This is a genomic window from Paenibacillus cineris (assembly GCF_018333335.1).
GTDB lineage: Bacteria > Bacillota > Bacilli > Paenibacillales > Paenibacillaceae > Paenibacillus_AQ > Paenibacillus_AQ favisporus.
The window spans coordinates 1441999-1463184 of the sequence record NZ_BORU01000001.1 but is presented as its reverse complement, the minus strand read 5'-3'; the positions used below and the strand labels follow the sequence as shown (position 1 = coordinate 1463184).

Sequence of the window (21186 nt, the reverse complement as noted above, 5' to 3'; positions counted from 1 at the left end):
CCCGTCAAAAAGCTAAAGATGTGCGGCGCTTTCCGGTCGTTCATACATCGGCGGGCTTTGCTTCCTTGAAAAGCGGATTTGCGGGATGGCAATGCCGATGAAAATAAGCACGATCCCGAGCCACTGCAGACTGCTCACATGCTCGTGAACCAGCAGGACGGAAGCGACGACCGCCGCAGGCAATTCTGCAGCTCCCAGGATCGCCCCCGTGCCGGATCCCACCTTCGGCATACCGATCGCGAAAAAGAGCACCGGGATCAAGATGCCTAGAATGCCAAGAATCAGACCGTATTTCCATAATCCGGCGACTAAAGCCCCATCCCACAAAAAGGCGGGAGAAAAGACGGACAATACGATGACGCCCGAGCCCGTGGTCATGAAGAAGCTTTTATTAAAGGCAGGAACCGTCGTTCCGACGCGTCCGCTGACAAACATATATAGCGCAAACGTAAAAGCGGACAGCAGACCGTATATGACGCCTCTAGTGTCCAGCGGTCCGGTACTTTCGCCGATGACGCCTCCAGCGAGCAGCGTCCCCAGGATCAAAATCACGATCGAAATGATCTTGCTGCGGCTTGGAATGCGACGATCCGCGGCAGCTTCCATTAATACGCCGATCCATGTGAACTGGAACAGCAGCACAACGGCAATCGATGCGGGCAGCCGCTCAACGGCCTTGCCGTAAAAGACCGACGTGCCGCTCATGGTAATTCCGACCGCCAGCAATGCAAGCCACTGCTTGGGCGCAATCTTTTTACGGGAAAAAATAAGCATCAGCACCAGCAGCAATGACCAACCGAAAATATATTGGCCGCCAAGCATTTGGCTGACTGTAAAACCTTCCTTCATGCCGACCTTCATAATGGAGGAAAGCACGCCGTAGCTGCATGCACCGATCAGTATGAGCAGCGAGTATTTGAGCTTGTTCAAATGGATAACCTCCTGATGCCAGTACCCGCGCAACAACCAAAAGCCCCCTGTCGGTTAGGACAGGGGGCGAACGAAACCGATGACACTACGAAGTCTTCGTTAAAATTTCGCCACTCGCGAACGAATCGGAGTTTAAAAGCGGATGCTGCACGAACTTGATGTAGAAATGTTGAACTGAACCTTTCGAAAAGAAATTCTAAATCATTATGCTGTGAGCGTCAATGAGTTACGGTAGCAGGATAAAGCAGATGGCCCGATCAAGTTATGGAAAATATGCCGGACGCTCCTTCCCAGTTCCCCATGCTTTGCTTCCAGATGCGCTGGTTGCGGCTTCTCAACCAAACATGGTCATGGTCGAAATAAACAGAGGACCAGGCATAAATCCAAGTTGAAAGCACAAGGACTCATGGGGGTGTCCATGCATGGCACGAATCCGCAGCAGCGGCAGCCCCTGTTTTTTTAACATCGTCAGCGCTTTTTGCACCATCTGGGTCGCCAGCCCACGGCCTCTGTAAGCCTTCATGACGGTGAGCTCCTGAATCGTGGGACAGCCCGCCAGCATCCCAATGATACAGACACCGATCAATGCGCGGGTCGACGTATCATACAACAGGCTTGAAGCCGTTGTTGTTTCCTCTGTCATATGCGCAGCAACGAGCCTGAGCTTGGACAGCACGTCAGCAAAAGAAGCTTCCTCCAGCTTACTGCCCTCTTCATGCCATGCATGCTTGAACAAAAACAATCCGATCTCCCGTTCAAGCACGAGCCTGCGTTCTCCGCCCTCATGTTGGATTTCTATGGATTGAAAAGCTGATCCGCCGTTTCCGTGGGAATCATATTCGGCCGTTGGCCGCTGCATCCAGCGATGCCTATGGGGTGCCGGGAAAAAGCCTGCCCGCATATAGGCATCTTCCTGATCCGCAAAGACTTCATAGGCGCGGATCGTACGCGTTCCCCCTCCTGCTTCCGTCTCCCGGATCGCCTCGACGACAGCAAGGATGAATCGGTGATCCACCTGATGGGGAGGAATCGTGAACAAATCCCGGATCGCACTGCCCGAAAGAGCAGTACCGCCGATCACCTTTCCGTTTTTTTTCAGCCAATAAGGCATGAAGCCCGCAGGCAGAAATGAATCGGTATGAAGCGGCAGCTTGATCCCTGCAGCCATCTGTTTATCATATATGCGCAGGTACCACTCCCATTCTGCCGGCTCGGCTTCGCGAATACTTACGGATTCAGGCGTTTCCCCATGTGGGCTTGCTTCCAGCCGGTCCTCTCTGTTCATGCCAGACCTCCTTGGGCTCAGACAGATAGATTTTCTATTAGTCTACGGTCCGGTCATCCGATTTCATGCCAGATCAGCCCGGAGAAATTCCCCGGAGCTTAAACGTTACCCCATGCTGTATTTTTAGACCTTCTCATTCATGATGCTGCTCATCACGTTTCTCCTCTTCCTACCCAATATAGGTTGATTAAAAAAAGACCGCCCGAAGTAATTTTTACTTCGTTACGGTCCTCTTGTTAGGAGAGCTGTTCTATTTGTGTCCATTTGCTATGTAATGGTGGATCTGATCCATATGATGGCGGTCATGCCAGTAAAAATCGGCCAGATACTCGTCTACGGACAGCTTGCCGCTTCCGGTACTGTATTCGGTGGCATACTCTTCTTCAGGTATCCGCTTCAGCTCTCCGATGATCTGCTCCCGCCAGTGCACCGTCTGATCGATCAGCTCCTGGCGTCCTTGGCTGCGCGCATACGCGGCCGCTTTCCGGTTGAATTCGTCAAGCTCCACCTTTGGCATATCCATCGGTTCTTTGGCCGCCATCGGCCGGATCGCGTGCTCCAGGAAATGCTTGTCCCACAGCATCATGTGCCCGATGATTTCCTGCGGCGACCACTTGCCTTCGGCAATCGCTCCCGTCCACTGATCTTCCGGAATATCCGCCAGTGCCTTCACCCCATCGATCAGTTCGCACATCGGCGCAAGTTTCTCCGGCATGTCGTTCATCCTCATCTCTCCCAATCCAAGTCAATCTGTCATGGCGCTGGCCATGCCACTCTATGATACCCGGGAATGGCATTTGAAACAAGAACAAACATTCGCCCAATTCCATTATTTAAGCACTCTGTACCAATAAGAGTAAACATGGCGATAACCAAGCTTGTCGTATAACCGGCATGCCGCCTCATTGGCCTGAACGACCTGAAGAAACGACGAATGCGCGCCCTGCTCCCGGCCCCATGCCAGCATGCGCTGGATCAGCTGGAATCCAAACCCCCGCTCCCGGAAATCAGGATGTGTCACGATATCGTACAGGCCCAGCCATCCCTCTTGAATGACGCCGAGTCCGGCGGCTACCGTCTCACACCCTTGCTGTAACAGGAAAAATCCCTGCTTGAGCGGAGTGGAGGCCAGCGTGTGCGCCAGGACCGATTGTCCGTTGCCCGGTATTCCGTTCATGAGGGACATTTGCTCGAGCCAGCCGGTATCCAGCCTGTCCCGGAACACGACATGAAGCCCGGGGTCAGCCGCCGGTGCCGTTTCTCGCTGAAGATCCAGAATCCACACGCTGGATAGGTCCACCTGAACATATCCCCGCCCGGCGAGACGTTCATCCAGATCGGACGGCATAACATAAGGAGTCATCTTGAAAATGACCGGCTGACCGGCATCCCTGTAAAACCGTTCGGCGGCTGCGATGCTGCCTTCCACATCGCAGCCCGGGTTCAGGTAAATCGGACTGACCGAATTCGCCCGCTTCGTGTATCCGTCTGCATAGCGGACCAGCCAACCGTTCATCTGAGCGGAATACTTGGCCGGCCACGTGTTGATCGTGATTTCCTCCAAAAATTTATACATGTATATCGCTCCTTCAGCATCATTGGAATAAATATACATGTATACTCATAAATATTCAATTCCCAAACAGAGTTGTATAATTCTCCGTCACCTTTCGGTAAGCCTCCGGCGTCCCGATGTCATAACTCGTTCCCCGTGCCCGGTATGCGGCCATCTCCTTGCGCTGGCACAGCCACTCAGGGAAATATCCCGGGGCATCCGGCTGATTCCCTTCATTCAGATATTCGTCAATGAGAGGAAGCGTGTCTTTGCGGTAAATGTACACGGCGAGCACGCCGAGATTCGTCCGGGGATGCACCGGCTTTTCCTCGAAAGACAGGACGGTGTCCCCCTCATCAAGCTGGACGACGCCGACCCGCTGCAAGTCCTCCTTGCGCTCCATCCGCTGAACGAGGATGCAGTCGCGCCGCCGTTTGTAATAAAAGTCAACATACTCCTGCAGATCGAACGTAAACACGTTGTCCCCGGCCATAACCAGAAGGTCTTCTTCCATTCCCATTTCCTTTACGGCAAACGCCATGTCGCCGACCGCTCCGAGCCGGTTCCCTTCATGTGTGGAACCATCGTCGAGCACGCGCACCGGTACGCTACATTCGCGCGACTCAGCCCATCCCCGAAACGCGGAGGCAAACCTGTGGTTGCTGACCAGTACGATTTCCGAAATGCCGCTGACCCGCTCCACTTTGCGGACGATATGATCGAGAATGGTGCCGGGCCCGAGGGGGAGCAGGGCTTTGGGCACATCCCGCGTCAGCGGGTACAGCCTCGTGGCGTAGCCAGCCGCCAATATGAGTGCTTTCATCGTGACCTCCTTGATCGGTCTCTTGATCGGTATACCTGCTCCCCCTAGTATAGCTTGATTTACAGCGGCAGGCTTCTTTTCCGGAAAATAATCATGCCGGCGGCGAAGGCTACCGCGCCCAGGCCGGCCAGAACCGCGATAGACACCGGCCAATCCGCCGTTTTGCCGACGATCTCGCCGGGATCAAATAAGGAAAAGACCGAAATATGCCGCATCCAGCTGAGCTGCCCGCTGATTTTGCCGATCAGGTTCAGGCTGAAAAATCCGATGATGATCACGCCCGAGAGCGTCAGCGCCCGCTTCTCGTCATTGCAGCAGGCGGAAATCAAGTAAGAAATGCCTCCGATGCAAAAGAACAGCAGCAGGGCGCCTGCATTCAGCAGCACAAAGCCGGTGCCGTCGAAATCCCCCAGATCCCCGATAAACCAGGCGTACCCGGCAAACCCGGCCAGTGTCGTGACCGCGCAAATCAGCACCAGCCCGGAGAGCAGCACGGCCGCCTGGGTCAGGGCTACCTTCGTGCGGGTGGTGGGCGCCGACAACAGGTACGCCATCGAGCCCTGGTCGACAAGCTTGGCGATCAGCTGCGTGGATACGAGAATGCAGAAGATGGACAGAATCAGCAGATACAACAGGCCGTAATACTCACCGGATATAAACGTGCCGATGCTGCTGAAGCCGTTTTCCAGGCCGAACGCCTTGCCCAAGCCCTCCGGCATCCCATCGATCAGCGAATTCAAGCTGCTGCTGTTTTTGGCGATTCCCGGATAAATCCAAAACATCAACAATATATAAAAGGCCGATCCGACGGCATAATTCATGAACATTTTGAGGTTAATCGCAAGCATTTGTCTGTACAGCGGCATATTCATGGCGTTTGACCCTCCCGATCGTAATAATCCATAAAAATGTCCTCCAGGTTCTGCGTGAACACATCGATATTGCGGACGTGAAAGCGGGCGGTTTCGCGGATAAACCGGTCCACGTCGCCCTGAACGGCCACCCGCACGCGGTTTCCTTCCCGGGAATCGATCATCAGGCCGCATTTCATGAAATCGTCCAGCTCCTGCTCCGTCTCAAACGTCACTTCGAACAGCTTGCGCTGCATCGACTGCAGCTCATGGATATCCTTGACCGCAATAATCACGCCGTCCTTGATGATCGCTGCCCTATCGCAGGTCCGTTCGATTTCCGGAAAATTATGCGAGGACATCAGGAAGGTCGTCCCCCTTGCCTTCTCCTCCAGCACGAGCTCGATGAACACTTTTTGCATGAGCGGATCCAGCCCTGACGTCGGCTCATCCAGGATAATGACCTCCGGCCGGTGCATGAAGGCGGCAACGATCCCGACCTTCTGCTTCATTCCCTTGGACATTTTCCGGATCGGCGTCCGGACGTCAAACTGCAGCCGGCGGATGAGCTCGTCGCGCCAAACCGGATCGACGCCGCCCTGCATGCCTGCCATAAAATCCAGAAACGCTTTGCCGGTCATCCCCTCGATAAACGCGATTTCGCCGGGAAGGTAGCCGATATATTTTTGAAACCGTCCCTGTTCCTTCCACGTGTCGCAGCCGCATACCTTTACGGAGCCTTGATCCGGCTTCAAAAAGCCCATGATATGCCGGATCGTCGTCGATTTGCCGGCTCCATTCGGTCCCAGAAAACCGAACACCTCGCCGCGGCGGACCGAAAAGGTCACGTCCCGGATGCCTCTCCCGTTCGGAAAAATTTTAGTTACATGTTCAACGCTCAGCATGCCAGCGCCTCCAATGCATATTTAAATTTATGAAATATTCTTGTTCCGATATTTCATAATCGGATCATACGCCTGCCGCTTTCCATCGTCAATACATTTTATGAAATATTTTTGTGGTATAATTTCATTAATTGGATCGAACCGGCGAGAACCGATATTCTTCGTTCATTCGATCAAGCCGATGACCTATTTTAAAATAGTTAGGATGGTTCGAAAGAAATGAATGGATTTGAGAAGCGGGCAGTGCAGATTAAACAAAAGATCAAACAAACGGTATTGGAAATGCTGGGCGAATGGGAACCCCGGCAAATCCGCATTAAGGATATCGCAGCCAAGGCGGAAGTGTCGCAGGTCACCATTTACAACTATTTTGGCAGCAAAGAAGCGCTGCTCCGCGAAGTGTTTAAGGAATTTGTCGCCATGCTGATGGAGGAGTATGAGCGCGTGCTGACGGGCGATGCGCCGCTGAAGGAAAAAATCGAATACATTATTTTTCAAAAAAGCCGGTTAAAACTGCCCTTCACCCCATCCGCACTCAAGCAGCTGATCGAAGCCGACCCGGAAATCAACCGGTTTATCCAGCAGCAGTATGAGGAACGTGCCATTCCCTTGATCACCAATTTTGTGCAGAAGGGCAAGCAGCGCGGAGAAATTTCAGAAAAAGTGTCCGTCCAAATGGTGCTTCTTTATGTAGGCATGATGACGGAGCAGTACGAAAAAATGCTGGATCTGGTCAATCAGAGTGAGGATCCCGAGGCGTTTACAGAGGATATGATTCATGTGTTCTTTTATGGTATTTGTGGTCCGCAATACCAAAAATGATTAACAGCGCGCCCTTTTTGTGTTAATTTAGTGTTCGCGGTATGTAAAATCGGGTTTAACATGACTATACTTGTAAATACCAACGAACACTGTAATGAAACAGAAAGGAGCAGGTATGATCGACTTCCGTTCCACTTATTCCAGACCGAAGACGCCCTTTATCGCCGTTTTCGTCGTCCTGCTGCTCAAGCTGCTGCTCCTCCGGTACTTTTTCTTCCATGATATTCTGTGGAGCCGGATCACCGCTGACGCCGCTGCGCTGCTGGTGCTGCTGTGCATCATTGAGCTGATTACCCCCGCGAAAGCGAAGGGATGGGTCTATTGGATTTTTAACGCCATTTTCTCGATTCTCATGTTTGCCTCGGCGCTGTATTTTCAGCATTTCAATTCGGTGCCGACCTATACGGCGCTGTCCGAGCTGAAGCAGGTGCTGCAGATCAAGGAAAGCGTTCAGTCAACGATCGAAACGGAGAACTATTTATTTTTTGCCGACGTCGTGATCGTCGCGCTCTTGTGGCTGATCGGCCGCTGGGTACCGCTCCGGATTTCGCTGCGCACGCGGCTTCGTAAAATTTGGCCGGCAGCCCTCGGCGTCATCGGCCTGATCGTCTCGGCGCTGTACATTCATGCGGACCGCTCCATCACCAATGAGCTGATGCAGGCAGAGCATCTCGGCTTCCTGGATTACCAGGTCGCTGCCGGGATCCGCGCCAGCGAGGAGAACAGCATGATCGCCTCCGGCAATCTGGACGAGACCGTGCAAAAGGTCAGCCAGGCCGAGCAGTCATACCCGTACGCAAGTAGGACTGCACAAGACAAACCGGCGATGTTTGGAGCTGCCAAAGGCAAAAACGTCATCGTCATTCAAATGGAGGCGTTCCAGAACTTCCCGATCCATTTGTCGACGGGCGGCCAGGAACTGACCCCCGTGCTGAACCAACTGGCTGACGGCGGCCTGTACTTTCCGCATGTCTTCCAGCAGATCGGGCAAGGCAATACGTCAGACGCCGAATTTATGAGCAATACGTCGATCTACCCGACCGGCACCGTTGCGATGTCGAGCGGCTTCGGCGACCGGGAGCTCCCGAGCATGCCACGTCTGCTCGGGCAGCTCGGTTACACGGCCGATACGTTTCACGTTAACGACGTGAAATTCTGGGACCGAGACCAGCTTTACCCGGCGCTGAACTTTACGAATTATTACGACAAAAAGTCGTACAAAAACGATCACTTCAACGATTTTGGCGCTTCGGATGAGGAGCTGTACCGGGTCGGTCTGGACAAGCTGTCCGAGCTGCATGAGCAGGGCAAGCCGTTTTACGCCCAGTTCGTCACGGCTTCCAGCCATTTTCCGTTCAAGGTGCCGGAGGACCGCAAAAAAATCAAGGTCCCCGATTCCATCCAGGGAACCCAGTTGGGGGACTACCTGACGGCTGTGAATTACACGGACTATGCAATCGGTACCCTGATCGACGGTCTGAAAGCAAAAGGCATGTGGGACGATACCGTGCTCGTCATTTACGGCGACCATTTCGGGCTTCAGCCGCAGGACAACGATCCGGCGGTCATCAAGCAGGCGCTCGGCATCACCTATGACCAGCGGATTACCCGCTTCAACATCCCGCTGATCATGCATATTCCTGGCAAACAGGGCAAGGTCGTCGACCAGGTCGGCGGTCAGCTCGACATCATGCCGACGCTGGCGAACCTGCTGGGCATTTCGCTCAAGGACAAGCATTTTACCACATTTGGCCACGACTTGCTCAACATCGACAAGAACGTCGTCGGTATGCGGTATTATCTGCCGACAGGCTCCTTCTTCAACAATGACATTTTGTTTGTGCCGGGCAAAAGCTTTGAGGATGGCACCGCCATCTCCCTGAAAACGATGCAGCCTGTCGCCGACTTCTCGAAATACCGGAAGGATTACGACTATATTTTGAACCTGATGAAGCTGTCGGACGAATACGTAAGGCTGCTTCCAAGACGGTAACGGCCCATGGCAAAAGCCGGCTGCTTCCATTCCATACGGGATGGGAGCAGCCGGCTTTTTTAGTTGTTGTGTCTTGTAGTTATGTGTTCAAGAGACCCGTTAATTCGGGGCGGGCGAACCGCCTTTACCCGCGAGATCGATCAATACGCGCAAAATATCCGTTTTGGTGACCCGGCCGACCATCATGCTGTCTCCCTCGCCGGAAACGACCGGCAGGCAGTTCACCTGATGCTTCACCAGCTTGTCGGCCGCATCCAGCACGGTCTCCTCAGGCGTCAGGGCCGCCATGTGCGCCCGGCGGGTCATCGCCAGACCGACGGGAATCGTGCTCAAATCCGCATGCCCCATCGTCAGCTTCAGCACGTCTTTGCGGGAGACGACCCCTTTCAGCTCACCGGACTCTCCGGTCACCATCAGCGTGCCCGTATTCTCACACAGCAGCTGCACTACGGCATCATAGGCCGTCGCATGCTCGGAGATGGTCACGGGAGTGCTGTATATATCCTTCACGTATATTTGCTGCAATCTTTGTTCAAACTCACCTTGGGAGCTTGGCGTTTCGGCGGGAAAATACCCCACCTTTGGCTTGGCGCTGATCAAGCCCAGCATCGTGAGCAGGGACAGGTCCGCGCGCAGGGTCGGGCGGCTGAGGCCGATCATCTCAGCGATCTGATCGCCTGTAACGGGCGCATGCTCCCGCACAAGTTCCACGATATCCAGCTGTCTCGGAGTTAGTTGAATGGGAATCCTCTCCTTTGAGAAAAATCACCTGAAGCTGCAATTTCATTGTTATATCACGGGCAGCATGGTTTAAATAATTATTGTGTCATAAATCAGTTATGATACACACTATTATAAATTTTATTTTAACCGATAGCCATATCTTTTCATAACCGAAGGAGGAATCAGTGATATGAAGTTTTTCCTGGATACGGGCAACATCGACGAAATCAAACGGATCTCCCGCCTGGGACTGGTGGACGGGGTAACGACCAACCCTTCCCTGATCGCCAAAGAAGGCCGGGACTTCAAAGAGGTCATTCAGGAGATTTGCAGCATCGTCTCCGGCCCGGTCAGCGCCGAAGTCATCGGCACCAAAGCCGAGGACATGCTGAAAGAAGCGTACGAGATTGCCGAATGGGCGCCAAACGTCGTCATCAAGGTGCCGATGACCGAAGACGGATTGTATGCATGTCATGAGCTGACCAAAAAGGGCATTAAAACGAATGTGACGCTGATCTTTTCCGCCGCACAGGGCCTGATGGCCGCCAAGGCCGGGGCTACGTACGTCAGCCCGTTCGTCGGACGCCTGGACGATATCGGGGTCGAGGGCATGAAGCTGATTCGCGAGCTGAAGCAAATCCTCGAAAACTACGGCATGACGTCCGAAATCATCGCGGCCAGCATCCGCAACATCAAGCATGTTGAGGACGCGGCCATCGCCGGCGCCCACATCGCGACCATTCCGGGCTCGCTGCTGCCGTCTCTGTGGAAGCATCCGCTGACCGACAGCGGGATCGAGCGTTTCCTTGCCGACTGGGAGAAAGTGCCGCAAGCGGCCAAAAGCCAGGCGAAGGCCGGCGAGTAACGTTCGAACAGCACACTTATAAAAGCAGCCCGGCTGGGAGTTTCCCGGCAGGGCTGCTTTTAACGTAGGAGTCTTATGAAATTTTCGCCGCCATTATTTCAGCTGCTTCTTTTTTCTTTATCAAAATCAAACCCTCCCGCAATCGCTGGAAGCCAGCACTGCGGGAGGGTTCTTACTGCTCCTATTGGTGATCGGGCGGTGGTACGGACTATCCTGCAGCGCTATCTGTCTGCCCTGCAATGATCAGCTCGATCGATTTCTCCCGGAGCAGCAATGCGTCCTTCTCGTCAACATGGCCGTCGGTGATAAGCACGTCCACCTCGGCCCAATCGGCCAGATGGGTGAACGCCTGCACGCCGATTTTGCTCGCGTCGGCCAGGATATACACCGTCTTCGCCTGCCGGATCATCCGGTGCTTGACCATCGCCTGCAGCTCGTTGGATTCGCTGATTCCGCGGTCCAAATGCACGCCTTTGCAGGAAATAAACGCCTTATCCACATAATAGGATTCCAGGCCGCGTTCGGCGAGCGGGCCGACGTAAGACAAGGAATGGGCTGCCAGCATGCCGCCCGTCGATATGACCTCGATCTTCTCCTTGGAGGACAGCTCCAGGGCAACCTTGATGGAATTGGTAACCACGGTCAAAGGAATGTCCGGCAGGATCGAAGCCATATACCACGCTGTCGAGCTGGCATCCAGGGCGATGCGGTCCCGCGGCTCGATCCGCCGCACCGCCTCTTCAGCAATCCGCCTCTTCTCGTCCTGATGGATGACCTCCCGCTCGAAATACGGGGTCTCCGCCTGGGTCTCCTTGACGCTGACGGCGCCGCCGTGGCTCCGCCGCAGCTTGCCCTGCTGCTCCAGCCGGTCCAGATCGCGGCGGATCGTCTCTTCGGTCACGCCGCACAGCTCGCTCAGCTCCGACACCCGGATGCTGCCCCGCTCATTAACCAGCCGCACGATGGTATCATAACGTTCCGCAACTAACATAGCTTCCCTCTTTCGTTCTATCGTACACCCATTATATAGATTTGCCCGTTCCCGGACAACGTGTCATCCCCATGCCCTTATGAGCGGGGACATTCCCGAATCGGATTATCCGACAATCAAAGCGTAGGCGATCCCCGGCCCGTGAACGCCGATGGTCAGGTCGTTCTCGATGTCCGAGGAGCGGCTCGGCCCCGAGATAAAGTGCACCCCTGCCGGCAGCCCCTCCCCGGCGCTGCGGGACAGGCGGCCCATAACCTCGCCGAGCCGCGTCTTCATGCGCTCCGCCGGGACGATGGCGATCAGCAAATTAGGCAGGAGGGACACCGACCGTCCCTTCTCCGCCGAAGATGTGACCACGAGTGAGCCGGTATACGCCACCGCGTCATCAACAAGCGCGATCCCGGCATCCGTATAGGCCGCAGAGGCCAGGGAGGCGTCCGGATCCTGCCCGTTCCACACCCGGTGCGCAAGCTCCGGCAAATGCTGTTCCAGCCGGAGTCCGGCCAGCTCCGGAAGGTCCTGGCGGATCGTTGACTGTGCCCCGTGCTCCTGCAGGATGCGGGTCACGACGCCGGACAGCTCCTCCCAGCCGGCCACCCGCTCGGTATGACCGCCGGCGGCACGCCAGTTCCCCATAAAGCGCTCGATCCGCTCTTCATGTGTCAGCTCGTAGCGGTTCCAAAAATCCGGTGCGCCCCGATACGGATGCTCCGGCTTGCGGGATTCAGAAGCGCCCCCACGACCGAGACGGCTGGCGATATGGCCGATGAACCGCTTCTGCTGCTCCCGGGACTCCCGCTCCATTTTCTCCAAAAATGCCGGATCGGATGTGCTCATCGTTTCATCCCCCTTTCCTTCCGGCCGGCGACGATGCTCTCCATGCGGGACTTCATCGCTTCCGGCATCGGCGGGAGGCTGGCCCCGACCTCGGCGTCCAGCTGCGGCCAGCGTTCCCGGAACGATTTGCTAGGCAGTGCCGGAATGTGCCGGTACGCCGTCCAGCCCTTGAGCGGGCCGAATTGAGAACGGATATATCCGTCCCGGACCAGCAGCTTTTGGCCCGTCTGCCCGAGCTTCACCGCCTGCTTAAAGCGGCCCGAGCTTTTCATCAGCATCTTGAAGCCTTTCATCGCCAGCTTTTCGCCGGCTGCGGTATAACCCCTCTCGACCTTCCGGTTGCGCAAATAGACAAGCATGTCGTGCAGCGGAATTTTGACCGGACAGGCTTCATAGCAGGCGCCGCATAGACTGGAGGCGTTAGCGATGTCCTGCCACTCCTCGGTATTCTTGTTCAGCGCCGGCGTCAGTACCGCACCGATCGGCCCGCTGTACGTTCCGGGGTACGAATGCCCCCCGATATGGCGGTACACCGGGCAGGCGTTCAGGCATGCCCCGCACCGGATGCAGTTCAAGAGCTCCTGGAAATCCGGATCCCCAAGCTGCAGTGAGCGGCCGTTGTCCACGATGATGATATGCATCTCCTCCGGGCCGTCTCCATCCGCTGTCCGGCGCGGCCCCGTGATGCCCGACATGTATACGGTCAGCTTCTGTCCGGTCGCCGAGCGCGGCAGAAGCGTCGCCATCACTTCGAGGTCATCCCAGGTCGGAATAAGCCGCTCCATCCCCATCAGCGTAATTTGCGTTTTCGGCACCGTGCTCACCATGCGGGCGTTGCCCTCGTTTTCAAAAATGACGATCGATCCGCTCTCGGCAATGCCGAAGTTGGCCCCGGTTAGCCCGATATCAGCTTCCAGAAACTTGTCGCGGAGCTTCCGCCGCGCAAATCCCGCCAAAATTTTCGTGTCCGGTGCCAGCGTCTCTCCCGCTTCCTTCGACAGCAGGTCGGCGATTTGATACCGGTTTTTGTGTATGGCCGGGATAATGATATGGGAAGGCGGTTCATTCGCCAGCTGGATGATGTACTCGCCCAGGTCGCTTTCAATCGATTCGATGCCGATGTCCTCAAACGCTTCGTTGATATGAACTTCCTCGGAAACCATCGATTTGGACTTGACCACTGACTTGGCCTGCTTGTGCTTGGCAATCTCCACCGCGATTCGGGCGGCGTCCTTCGCCTCGGGAGCAAAATGCACATGCACGCCCTGCTCCCTGGCATTATTCACAAACTCGTTCAAATAGTAGTCGAGGTGAGCGATCGTATGGGCCCGGATCTGCCGCCCCCGCTCCCTCCATTCCTCCCAGTTGCCGTGTTCCGCCGTCGCCGCCTTCTTGCCGTTTTTCAGCTTTTCGGTCGTAAACTTGACGGCGTTAACGAGAAATTCGTCCTTTAGTGCGGTCTCCGCCCGCTCCTTTACGCTAGACCCCTGCGGTTTGCTCACGGTGCTTCACTCCCTCATACAGCAGTTCCGCCAGATGCATGACCCGGACCGGCTTGCCCTGATAATGCAGATTGCCGCCGATGTTCAGCAGGCAGCCCATGTCCAGCCCGACCAGCACCTCGGCCTCCGTCTCCAGCACGTGCTGGGTTTTCTCTTCGACCATCGCGCCCGAGATGTCGCTCATCTTGATGGCGAACGTTCCGCCGAAGCCGCAGCAGTCTTCCGCATAAGGGAGCGGAATCAGCTCCATGCCCTGGACGCTGGCCATCAGCTGCATCGGTTCGTCTTTGATGCCGAGCAGCCGGGAGCCGTGGCAGGACGGGTGATAAGTGACTCTATGGGGAAAAACAGCCCCCACATCCGTCACGCCCAGCACCTGGACGAGAAATTGGGTGAACTCGTACGTCTTCTCCTTCAGCGCCAGCGCTTTTTCCTGAAGCTGAGGCTCATGTTCAAACAGCTTGGGGTAATAATGATGGATCATACCGGTGCAGGAGCCCGAAGGGGCGATCACAAAATCGCTGTCGTCAAACGCTTCCAGAATCGTCCGCGCCGAAGCTCTGGCTTCATCCCAATAGCCGCTGTTAAAGGCCGGCTGGCCGCAGCAGGTCTGCACCTGCGGAAAATCGAGCCGGACGCCGTACCGCGCCAGCAGGCGGGCCATCGCTTCGCCGATGGGCGGAAACAGCGCGTCGCTGATGCAGGTAATGAATAGCGAAACCTTCACGGTGTAATACCTCCTTTGCGGTTAACCTTCAAAGTCTGGCAGAGCGCCGGCAGCGAGCCGGTGTCTGCCGTGTGTTATGGCAAGAGAGGGAGCGGCTCCCGCCAAACATGCCTGTTCAGCTGGTACCTGCTCCCTTCTATCAGACGTGCAATCTCCGCCAGATTCCCCTGTAAGACCGACTGCCTACCGGGTAAATGCCGCCGGTACGCCGCCGTCGATCGTCAGCATGCAGCCGGTCGTCTTCTCCGACTTGGAGGAAGCGAAGTAGGCAATCCCTTCGGCCACGTCCTTCGGATAAATGTTGACCAGCAGCGTCGTTCTCTTGCGGTAATGCTCTTCCAGCTGATCCGGTTCGATGCCGTAGGACGCAGCCCGCTCGTTCCGCCAGTTGGAGTTCCAGATGGCCGATCCCTGCAGGATCGCATCCGGTAAAATCGTGTTGACACGGATGCCGTACTCTCCACCCTCAGCCGCGATGCAGCGGGCCAAGTGGGCTTCCAGCGCCTTGACGGAGCTGTAGGCCGTCACATTCTTGCCGGCATACACCGAATTTTTCGAGCCGACAAACACCATGCTGCCGCCGATCCCCTGCTCCTTCATCTGCTTGAACGCTTCTCTGGCTACCAGGAAGTAGCCCGTGCCGAGGACGTTCATGTTCAGATTCCATTCCTTCAGGGAAGTTTCGTCAAACGGACTCGAAGTGGCAAGCCCGGCATTGTTGACGATGATGTCCACGCCGCCGTAGGTCAAAGCCGTTTCGGCCAATGCGTCCCTTACCATGTCCTCCTGGGTTACGTCCATCTTGACAGCCTTGGCCCGGCCTTCGCCGTATTTGGCATTGATCTCGGAGGCCACTTTTTCGGCGCCTTCCAGGTTCAGGTCGGCCAGGACGACATGAGCTCCCTCCGACACAAAGCGGCGTGCCGTTTCGCTGCCGATGCCGCCTGCGCCGCCGGTAATAAAGGCGACCTTGCGGGAGAACTCCGCTTCCGCCGGAGCCAGGGACAGCTTGTAAAGCTCAAGCGGCCAATATTCCACGTTGTAGGATTCGTTCTCGCTTAAGGATACGAATTGTCCCAAGGCTGTAGAACCTTTCATCACCGCGATCGCCCGGTGGTACAGAGCGCCGCTGACCCCCGCCATATCCAGGCTCTTGCCGGTGTTGACCATGCCGATCCCCGGAATGAGGATGACGCGCGGAGCTGCCTCGGACATAACATCGCCCTCATTTTTGTTCCGTTCAAAATAGGCCTTGTACTCTTCCTTATAGGCTTCGACGCCTTGACGCACAGCCGCTTTGAGGGAATCGGCATCGCCGTTAGCCGGATCCCAGTCGATATACAGCGGAACCCGCTTCGTATGCACCAGGTGATCCGGGCAAGCCGCTCCCACCTGGGAGAGCTCCTTCGCATCACGGCTGTTGACGAATTGCAGCACGTCTTCGGCATCGTCGTAGGTGACGATCATTTTTTTGCTGTCGCTGACCGCGCCGCGGATCACAGGCAGCACTTCGGCCAGAAGGGCTTTGCGCTTCACAGGCGCCAGCGCCGCCGTCTTTTGCCCGCCAAACACCTTCTCTTCCTGTACTTTTGCGGCAATATACGCTTCCGCTTTTTGGATCATGGCGATCGTCTGGTTGTAGGATTCCTCGGACGTCTGGCCCCATGTCACCAGACCGTGCTTCTCCATCAGCACCAGCTGGGCATTCGGATTGTTCCGGACGCCTTCGGCGATCATTTTGGACAGCGTAAACCCGGGACGGATATACGGCACCCATACGAACGTATCGCCGTAGATTTCTTGGGCGATTTCTTTGCCGTTATCCGCGCAGCACAAGCTGATAATCGCATCCGGGTGGGTATGGTCGACGTGCGGATACGGAAGAAATGCATGCAGCAGCGTCTCGATCGACGCTCTCGGATGCTTGCTGTCGATCATGCAGTGGGACAGGTAAGCCACCATCTCCTCATCCGACATTTCATCACGCTCCATCAGCGGACGAATATCCTCAAGCCGCAGGCCGGTAAAATGCTGCGCTCTCATCGTCGCCAGGTCCGAACCGCTCCCTTTTACCCACATGACCTCTACATCACGGCCGCGAAAGTCCTGCTCCACCGTCTTTAGCGACGTGTTGCCACCGCCCCAGTTGCAGACACTGCGGTCACTGCCGATCAGGTTGGACCGGTACACCAGCTGGTCGACGCCGGCTTTCTGCCGGGAAGCTTCATCGGAATTCCATCGATTTTGTACCATGATAAGGATAACCTCCAATAAGTTCTTTTGTTTTTGTTTGTTTGTATTTGTATTGGTTTGATTATAGCAGACCTTGTTTTGTTTTTATACCCCTTTTTCTTCAAAAAACAAATAAAAACGCAGCAGATCCGAAAAATACAAACATTTTCCGAATCTGCCGCGTTCATTGGGCCAAGCATCATCCATATTCATTTGTTATTCCAAGATCTCCCTCAGCGGGCACCAACCCGTCTGCTCAACCCGATTCCGCGCCGCCCCTTGCTTCGGGAGCTGCGGCCCGAATCCTCCGGCTTGCTGCTGTTTTCCTTCGGCTTCACGGCAAGCAGGGTCAGCAGAACGCCAATCGCCGCTACGACAGCCATCGTACCAAACAGGATCCAGTGGGTACTCTTCATGAGCAGGGATACTACCGGAGGGCCGAGAGATACCCCGATATACCTCATGCTGCTGTATAGAGAAGTGATCGTTCCGCGCTGCTTTTCCTCAATCCCTTCAGTGATCAGTGCGTCCATGCAGGGAAGGGTGGTGCCGATGCCCGCTCCGCAGACCGAGAAAAAGATCAGGAGAAACGTAATCTGGCTGCTGAAACCGGCAATAACGAGTCCGGCCGTCAGCAGCACCATACCTGCAAAGCCGGTCCATTTCATACGCTTTTTGTTTTTGCCGATGACTTTCCCGGCGATAAACGAGCACAGACATAACACTGCGAGCGGTATCGCCAGCACGAGGCCTTTAACGATTCCGTGCATGCCGTACTTGGTTTCCAGCGTTTCCGATAAAAAAAACAGCACGCCGAACGTAATAAACATGCTGATCCCGCCAATGGCGAAAATGGCGTACAGCCAGCGCCCTTTTTCACGCAAAATGTCCTTCGAATCAGACAGAAATTCCTTGATTGACGTTTTGTTTTCGTTTTTCTTCTTAGGCGTTTTCACTAAAAAAGCGACCATGATCAGCGAAATGATGCAGAGAACGGGGATCGCGAGAAAAGGCAAAAACCAAACCAGCAGAGCCAGTGCGGATCCGAGAATCGGACTGACCACTTTGCCGAACGTATTCGAAGTTTCGATGATTCCCAAGCTTTTGCTGACATCGTCTTCATCATCAAACATATCGCCTACAAGCGGAAGCACGATCGGGAAAGCCCCCGCTGCACCAATCCCCTGCAGGAATCTGCCTGCAAGAATAATCCAGTAAGCGGTGGCTCCGTCCGTCCACCAGGCGGCTGCCCCCGATATCGCTCCTCCCGCCGCGGCAATAATCAAGCTGGGGATAATGACGGTTTTGCGCCCGAACCGGTCCGATAAATATCCCGCAATCGGAATCAGCACGATCGCCACAACGCCAAACACCGTGATCAGCATACTGACTTGAAAGGCGCTGACGTGCAGTTTTTTCGATATCTCGGGCAAAATGGGAATTAACATGGAGTTGCCAAGCGTCATAATGAGCGGTATCGAGGCAAGGGCCACCAGATCCCATTTTTTGTCTTCCATGACAAAACCACCTTTACGTTCGATGATAAATCATGTTTTATTGTGGTTCTTTTCAGTCATGGATATGCATGCGCTCCCAGTTCAGGCTTGGTAATTACAACCCCTCGATTCGGCTTAAAACACAGCTAATGCTCTGATCTCTAAAAACCGGACCGCAGCCATCTGCGGTCCGGTTCTATCACTAAGCTGCCTCAGCAGCCCGTTACTTTAATGTGATTGTGACGGAAGAAGCGCCGGCCGCAGGTGTAATGACTGCACCGTGTTCGCCGCTTGCCGCCGTGCCCTGATCTACGGAAGCCACTTCGCCGATACCGCGGAGCACGAGCGTCCAAGGCTTGCCGGCCCCGGAGGCCTTCACTTCGATGACATTGCCGCTGCGGGATGCGGTTACGCTGAGCTCTTGTTCGGCCAGCGTATTCACGATGTCGGCCTGCGCCGAAGCGCCATCGCCGAGCTCGTACAGATGCAGCGAGACGCCGTCGGCATAATCGTAGTCCGGTCTGCTGTCTTCTTTACCCACCGCAAGGAGGGTGTTCGGCTTAATCATCATCGGCAGGGTCATGTATCCGTGGTTCTCGCTGTACCACCGGTTACCTTCCAGCACCTCGCCTGTCAGGTAGTTCGTCCACTTGCCTTCCGGCAGGTAATATTGGACGTCGCCTTCTTTATTGAAGATCGGCGCCACCAGAATCGAATCGCCCAGCATGTACTGCGTATCCAGTGTGAAGCAGGTCGGATCCTGCGGATACTCCAGCACCATGGCTCTCATCATCGGCAGGCCGCGTTCCGTGGATTCCACCGCCGAGTTGTAGAGGTAAGGCATGATGCTGCATTTTAGCTTCGTGAACTTGCGCACCACGTCGACCGCCTCTTCGTCAAACAGCCAAGGCACCCGGTACGATGTGCTGCCGTGCAGGCGGCTGTGGGACGAGAGCAGGCCGAACTGCACCCAGCGCTTGTAGATATCCGGCGGAGCCGTATTTTCGAAGCCGCTGATGTCATGGCTCCAGAAGCCGAAGCCGGACAGGCCGAGCGACAGGCCGCCGCGGACCGTCTCCGCCATCGATTCGTACGTTGCGGAGCAGTCGCCGCCCCAGTGAACCGGGAACTGCTGGCCGCCAACCGTGGCCGAACGGGCGAACAAAGCGGCTTCCCCTTTACCCAGCTTGTCTTCCAGCACTTCAAATACCGCCTTGTTGTACAGGAAGGTATAGTAATTGTGCATTTTCACCGGATCGGATCCGTCGAAATAAACGACGTTGGTCGGAATTCTTTCGCCGAAGTCGGTTTTGAAGCAGTCGACGCCCTGGTCGATCAGCACTTCGAGCTTGCTCTTGTACCATTTCACCGCATCGGGATTCGTGAAGTCCACCAGACCCATGCCGGCCTGCCACAAATCCCACTGCCATACAGAACCGTCCGGCGTTTTCACCAGGTACCCGTTCTCCATGCCTTCATCGAACAGGTACGATTTTTCCGCGATATATGGGTTGATCCAGGCGCAGATTTTGAGCCCCTTGTCTTTCAGCCGTCTCAGCATGCCTTCCGGATCCGGGAACATATCCTTGTCCCACTCAAAATCGCACCACTGGTATTCCTTCATCCAGAAGCAGTCGAAGTGGAAGACGGAGAGCGGCAGATCGCGCTCGGCCATGCCGTCCACGAAGTGGTTGACGGTCGCTTCGTCGTAATCCGTCGTAAAGGATGTCGTCAGCCACAAACCGAACGTCCAGGCCGGCGGAAGCGCAGGCTTACCCGTCAGCTTCGTATAGTTGTCCAGCACGTCCTTCGGCGTGGCGCCGCCGATGATGAAGTATTCCAGATATTCGCCTTCGACGCTGAACTGCACTCTGGATACGTTTTCAGAAGCAATCTCATAAGATACCTTTTCCGGATGGTTGACGAACACGCCGTAGCCCTTGTTGGACAAATAAAACGGAATGTTTTTGTACGACTGCTCGCTGCTCGTGCCGCCGTCCTCGTTCCAGATTTCCACCACTTGGCCGTTCTTTACAAACGGGGTGAAGCGTTCGCCAAGGCCGTAAATGTACTCACCGACGCCCAGGTCAAGCTGCTCGCGGTAGTATGCTTTTTTATCCGGATCCTGGATATACGCAGGCGCTCTCCAGCCGCTGCCGGTAATCCGCTTGCCCGCATAGTTGAAATCGATGTTCCAGCCCTGCTTGCGGTTGACCTGCACGCTGAGCTGGCCGCTGGTCAGCACCGCAGTCTCTTCGTCCACCGAAATTTGCACGTCGGTATCGCTTGGGAACAATTCGAACGCAGGTCCTTTGTTTATTTTCCCTTTATGATGAAACAGCTTGACGCGGATCACATCCGGCATCGGGGAGCTGAAGTCGGCCTTGAGTAGCGTACCGTTCAGCGTGTCGCCCTTGGTCGCAATGATTTTTGTCGCCGCGAAAACCGTCATGGAGTCGCTTGTATGGGTAATATCGCGGATATCCGCAGGGTTTTGTACGTTGTAGCCTTCCCGGATCAACCAGTAACCGTCCGTGAATTTCATGTTTCGTCCCTCCTAGAGTTTATACTATAATAATATTGATCTAATGAAGAGATTTCTTACGTTATTTTGACCAAATATATTAATATATTGATATTCGCTAGGAA

General features: G+C 55.2%; 18 protein-coding genes. 3 read left to right on the top strand and 15 right to left on the bottom strand.

The features are described 5' to 3' along the window. Positions 1-12: 12 nt before the first annotated feature. From KI379_RS07050 to KI379_RS07020, 7 genes are all read right to left on the bottom strand, one after another. Positions 13-930: an EamA family transporter gene (locus KI379_RS07050; protein ID WP_076169570.1), complete on the bottom strand. Its 918-nt coding sequence runs from the start codon at positions 928-930 to the stop codon at positions 13-15. A 334-nt stretch (positions 931-1264) separates the two neighbouring features. Beyond that, complete coding sequence (locus tag KI379_RS07045) at positions 1265-2215, bottom strand: GNAT family N-acetyltransferase (protein ID WP_212983173.1); 951 nt, start codon at positions 2213-2215, stop codon at positions 1265-1267. Between the two features lie 250 nt (positions 2216-2465). Further along, positions 2466-2939, bottom strand: a complete 474-nt coding sequence (locus tag KI379_RS07040; protein WP_212983172.1) for a DinB family protein — start codon at positions 2937-2939, stop codon at positions 2466-2468. 105 nt (positions 2940-3044) lie between these two features. Next, complete coding sequence (locus KI379_RS07035) at positions 3045-3791, bottom strand: GNAT family N-acetyltransferase (RefSeq protein ID WP_212983171.1); 747 nt, start codon at positions 3789-3791, stop codon at positions 3045-3047. A 55-nt stretch (positions 3792-3846) separates the two neighbouring features. After that, positions 3847-4593 (bottom strand): nucleotidyltransferase family protein, encoded by a 747-nt coding sequence (locus KI379_RS07030; RefSeq protein WP_212983170.1) that lies wholly within the window; start codon positions 4591-4593, stop codon positions 3847-3849. Between the two features lie 59 nt (positions 4594-4652). Further along, entirely contained in the window at positions 4653-5465 is an 813-nt protein-coding gene (locus tag KI379_RS07025) for an ABC transporter permease subunit (RefSeq protein ID WP_212983169.1), read from the bottom strand. Beyond that, the gene (locus KI379_RS07020) at positions 5462-6349 is read right to left on the bottom strand and encodes an ABC transporter ATP-binding protein (protein WP_076168414.1); all 888 of its coding nucleotides are present in this window, start codon (positions 6347-6349) and stop codon (positions 5462-5464) included. Before KI379_RS07020 ends, KI379_RS07025 begins: the two co-directional genes overlap by 4 nt. A 219-nt stretch (positions 6350-6568) precedes the next feature. On the opposite strand from KI379_RS07020, the gene KI379_RS07015 reads away from it, so the two are divergent. After that, a complete protein-coding gene (locus KI379_RS07015) occupies positions 6569-7171 on the top strand; it encodes a TetR/AcrR family transcriptional regulator (protein ID WP_076168416.1) in 603 nt (200 codons plus the stop codon). A 115-nt stretch (positions 7172-7286) separates the two neighbouring features. Next, entirely contained in the window at positions 7287-9164 is a 1878-nt protein-coding gene (locus KI379_RS07010; RefSeq protein ID WP_212983168.1) for an LTA synthase family protein, read from the top strand. A 99-nt stretch (positions 9165-9263) separates the two neighbouring features. Here the strand turns inward: KI379_RS07010 and KI379_RS07005 are convergent, their stop codons facing one another. Continuing rightward, positions 9264-9911 (bottom strand): helix-turn-helix transcriptional regulator, encoded by a 648-nt coding sequence (locus tag KI379_RS07005; protein ID WP_076168420.1) that lies wholly within the window; start codon positions 9909-9911, stop codon positions 9264-9266. 166 nt (positions 9912-10077) lie between these two features. Between KI379_RS07005 and fsa the strand changes: the two genes are divergently transcribed. Further along, positions 10078-10752 carry a fructose-6-phosphate aldolase gene (fsa, locus tag KI379_RS07000; protein WP_076168422.1) on the top strand — a complete coding sequence of 225 codons (675 nt, stop codon included), beginning with the start codon at positions 10078-10080 and terminating at the stop codon, positions 10750-10752. 208 nt (positions 10753-10960) lie between these two features. Here the strand turns inward: fsa and KI379_RS06995 are convergent, their stop codons facing one another. From KI379_RS06995 to yicI, 7 genes are all read right to left on the bottom strand, one after another. Beyond that, entirely contained in the window at positions 10961-11743 is a 783-nt protein-coding gene (locus KI379_RS06995) for a DeoR/GlpR family DNA-binding transcription regulator (RefSeq protein ID WP_212983167.1), read from the bottom strand. A gap of 105 nt (positions 11744-11848) precedes the next feature. Then, a complete protein-coding gene (locus KI379_RS06990) occupies positions 11849-12580 on the bottom strand; it encodes a LutC/YkgG family protein (protein ID WP_212983166.1) in 732 nt (243 codons plus the stop codon). Beyond that, complete coding sequence (locus tag KI379_RS06985; protein ID WP_212983165.1) at positions 12577-14082, bottom strand: LutB/LldF family L-lactate oxidation iron-sulfur protein; 1506 nt, start codon at positions 14080-14082, stop codon at positions 12577-12579. Before KI379_RS06985 ends, KI379_RS06990 begins: the two co-directional genes overlap by 4 nt. Beyond that, the gene (locus tag KI379_RS06980) at positions 14060-14809 is read right to left on the bottom strand and encodes a (Fe-S)-binding protein (protein ID WP_076168430.1); all 750 of its coding nucleotides are present in this window, start codon (positions 14807-14809) and stop codon (positions 14060-14062) included. Before KI379_RS06980 ends, KI379_RS06985 begins: the two co-directional genes overlap by 23 nt. Before the next feature lie 183 nt (positions 14810-14992). Then, positions 14993-17062, bottom strand: coding sequence for a bifunctional aldolase/short-chain dehydrogenase (locus tag KI379_RS06975; RefSeq protein WP_212983164.1), 2070 nt, complete (start codon positions 17060-17062; stop codon positions 14993-14995). Between the two features lie 212 nt (positions 17063-17274). After that, positions 17275-18558, bottom strand: coding sequence for an MFS transporter (locus KI379_RS06970; RefSeq protein ID WP_212983163.1), 1284 nt, complete (start codon positions 18556-18558; stop codon positions 17275-17277). Positions 18559-18760: 202 nt separating this feature from the next. Further along, a complete protein-coding gene (gene yicI / locus KI379_RS06965) occupies positions 18761-21082 on the bottom strand; it encodes an alpha-xylosidase (RefSeq protein ID WP_212983162.1) in 2322 nt (773 codons plus the stop codon). Positions 21083-21186 lie beyond the last annotated feature (104 nt).

Excerpts from the sequence above, each read along its gene's own strand:
- KI379_RS07030 (WP_212983170.1), bottom strand. The coding sequence starts at position 4,593 with ATGAAAGCACTCATATTGGCGGCTGGCTACGCCACGAGGCTGTACCCG.
- fsa (WP_076168422.1), top strand. The coding sequence starts at position 10,078 with ATGAAGTTTTTCCTGGATACGGGCAACATCGACGAAATCAAACGGATC.
- KI379_RS07010 (WP_212983168.1), top strand. The coding sequence starts at position 7,287 with ATGATCGACTTCCGTTCCACTTATTCCAGACCGAAGACGCCCTTTATC.
- KI379_RS07015 (WP_076168416.1), top strand. The coding sequence starts at position 6,569 with ATGAATGGATTTGAGAAGCGGGCAGTGCAGATTAAACAAAAGATCAAA.
- KI379_RS07045 (WP_212983173.1), bottom strand. The coding sequence starts at position 2,215 with ATGAACAGAGAGGACCGGCTGGAAGCAAGCCCACATGGGGAAACGCCT.
- KI379_RS07040 (WP_212983172.1), bottom strand. The coding sequence starts at position 2,939 with ATGAACGACATGCCGGAGAAACTTGCGCCGATGTGCGAACTGATCGAT.
- KI379_RS07025 (WP_212983169.1), bottom strand. The coding sequence starts at position 5,465 with ATGAATATGCCGCTGTACAGACAAATGCTTGCGATTAACCTCAAAATG.
- KI379_RS07020 (WP_076168414.1), bottom strand. The coding sequence starts at position 6,349 with ATGCTGAGCGTTGAACATGTAACTAAAATTTTTCCGAACGGGAGAGGC.
- KI379_RS06975 (WP_212983164.1), bottom strand. The coding sequence starts at position 17,062 with ATGGTACAAAATCGATGGAATTCCGATGAAGCTTCCCGGCAGAAAGCC.
- KI379_RS06990 (WP_212983166.1), bottom strand. The coding sequence starts at position 12,580 with ATGAGCACATCCGATCCGGCATTTTTGGAGAAAATGGAGCGGGAGTCC.
- KI379_RS06970 (WP_212983163.1), bottom strand. The coding sequence starts at position 18,558 with ATGGAAGACAAAAAATGGGATCTGGTGGCCCTTGCCTCGATACCGCTC.
- KI379_RS06995 (WP_212983167.1), bottom strand. The coding sequence starts at position 11,743 with ATGTTAGTTGCGGAACGTTATGATACCATCGTGCGGCTGGTTAATGAG.
- yicI (WP_212983162.1), bottom strand. The coding sequence starts at position 21,082 with ATGAAATTCACGGACGGTTACTGGTTGATCCGGGAAGGCTACAACGTA.
- KI379_RS07035 (WP_212983171.1), bottom strand. The coding sequence starts at position 3,791 with ATGTATAAATTTTTGGAGGAAATCACGATCAACACGTGGCCGGCCAAG.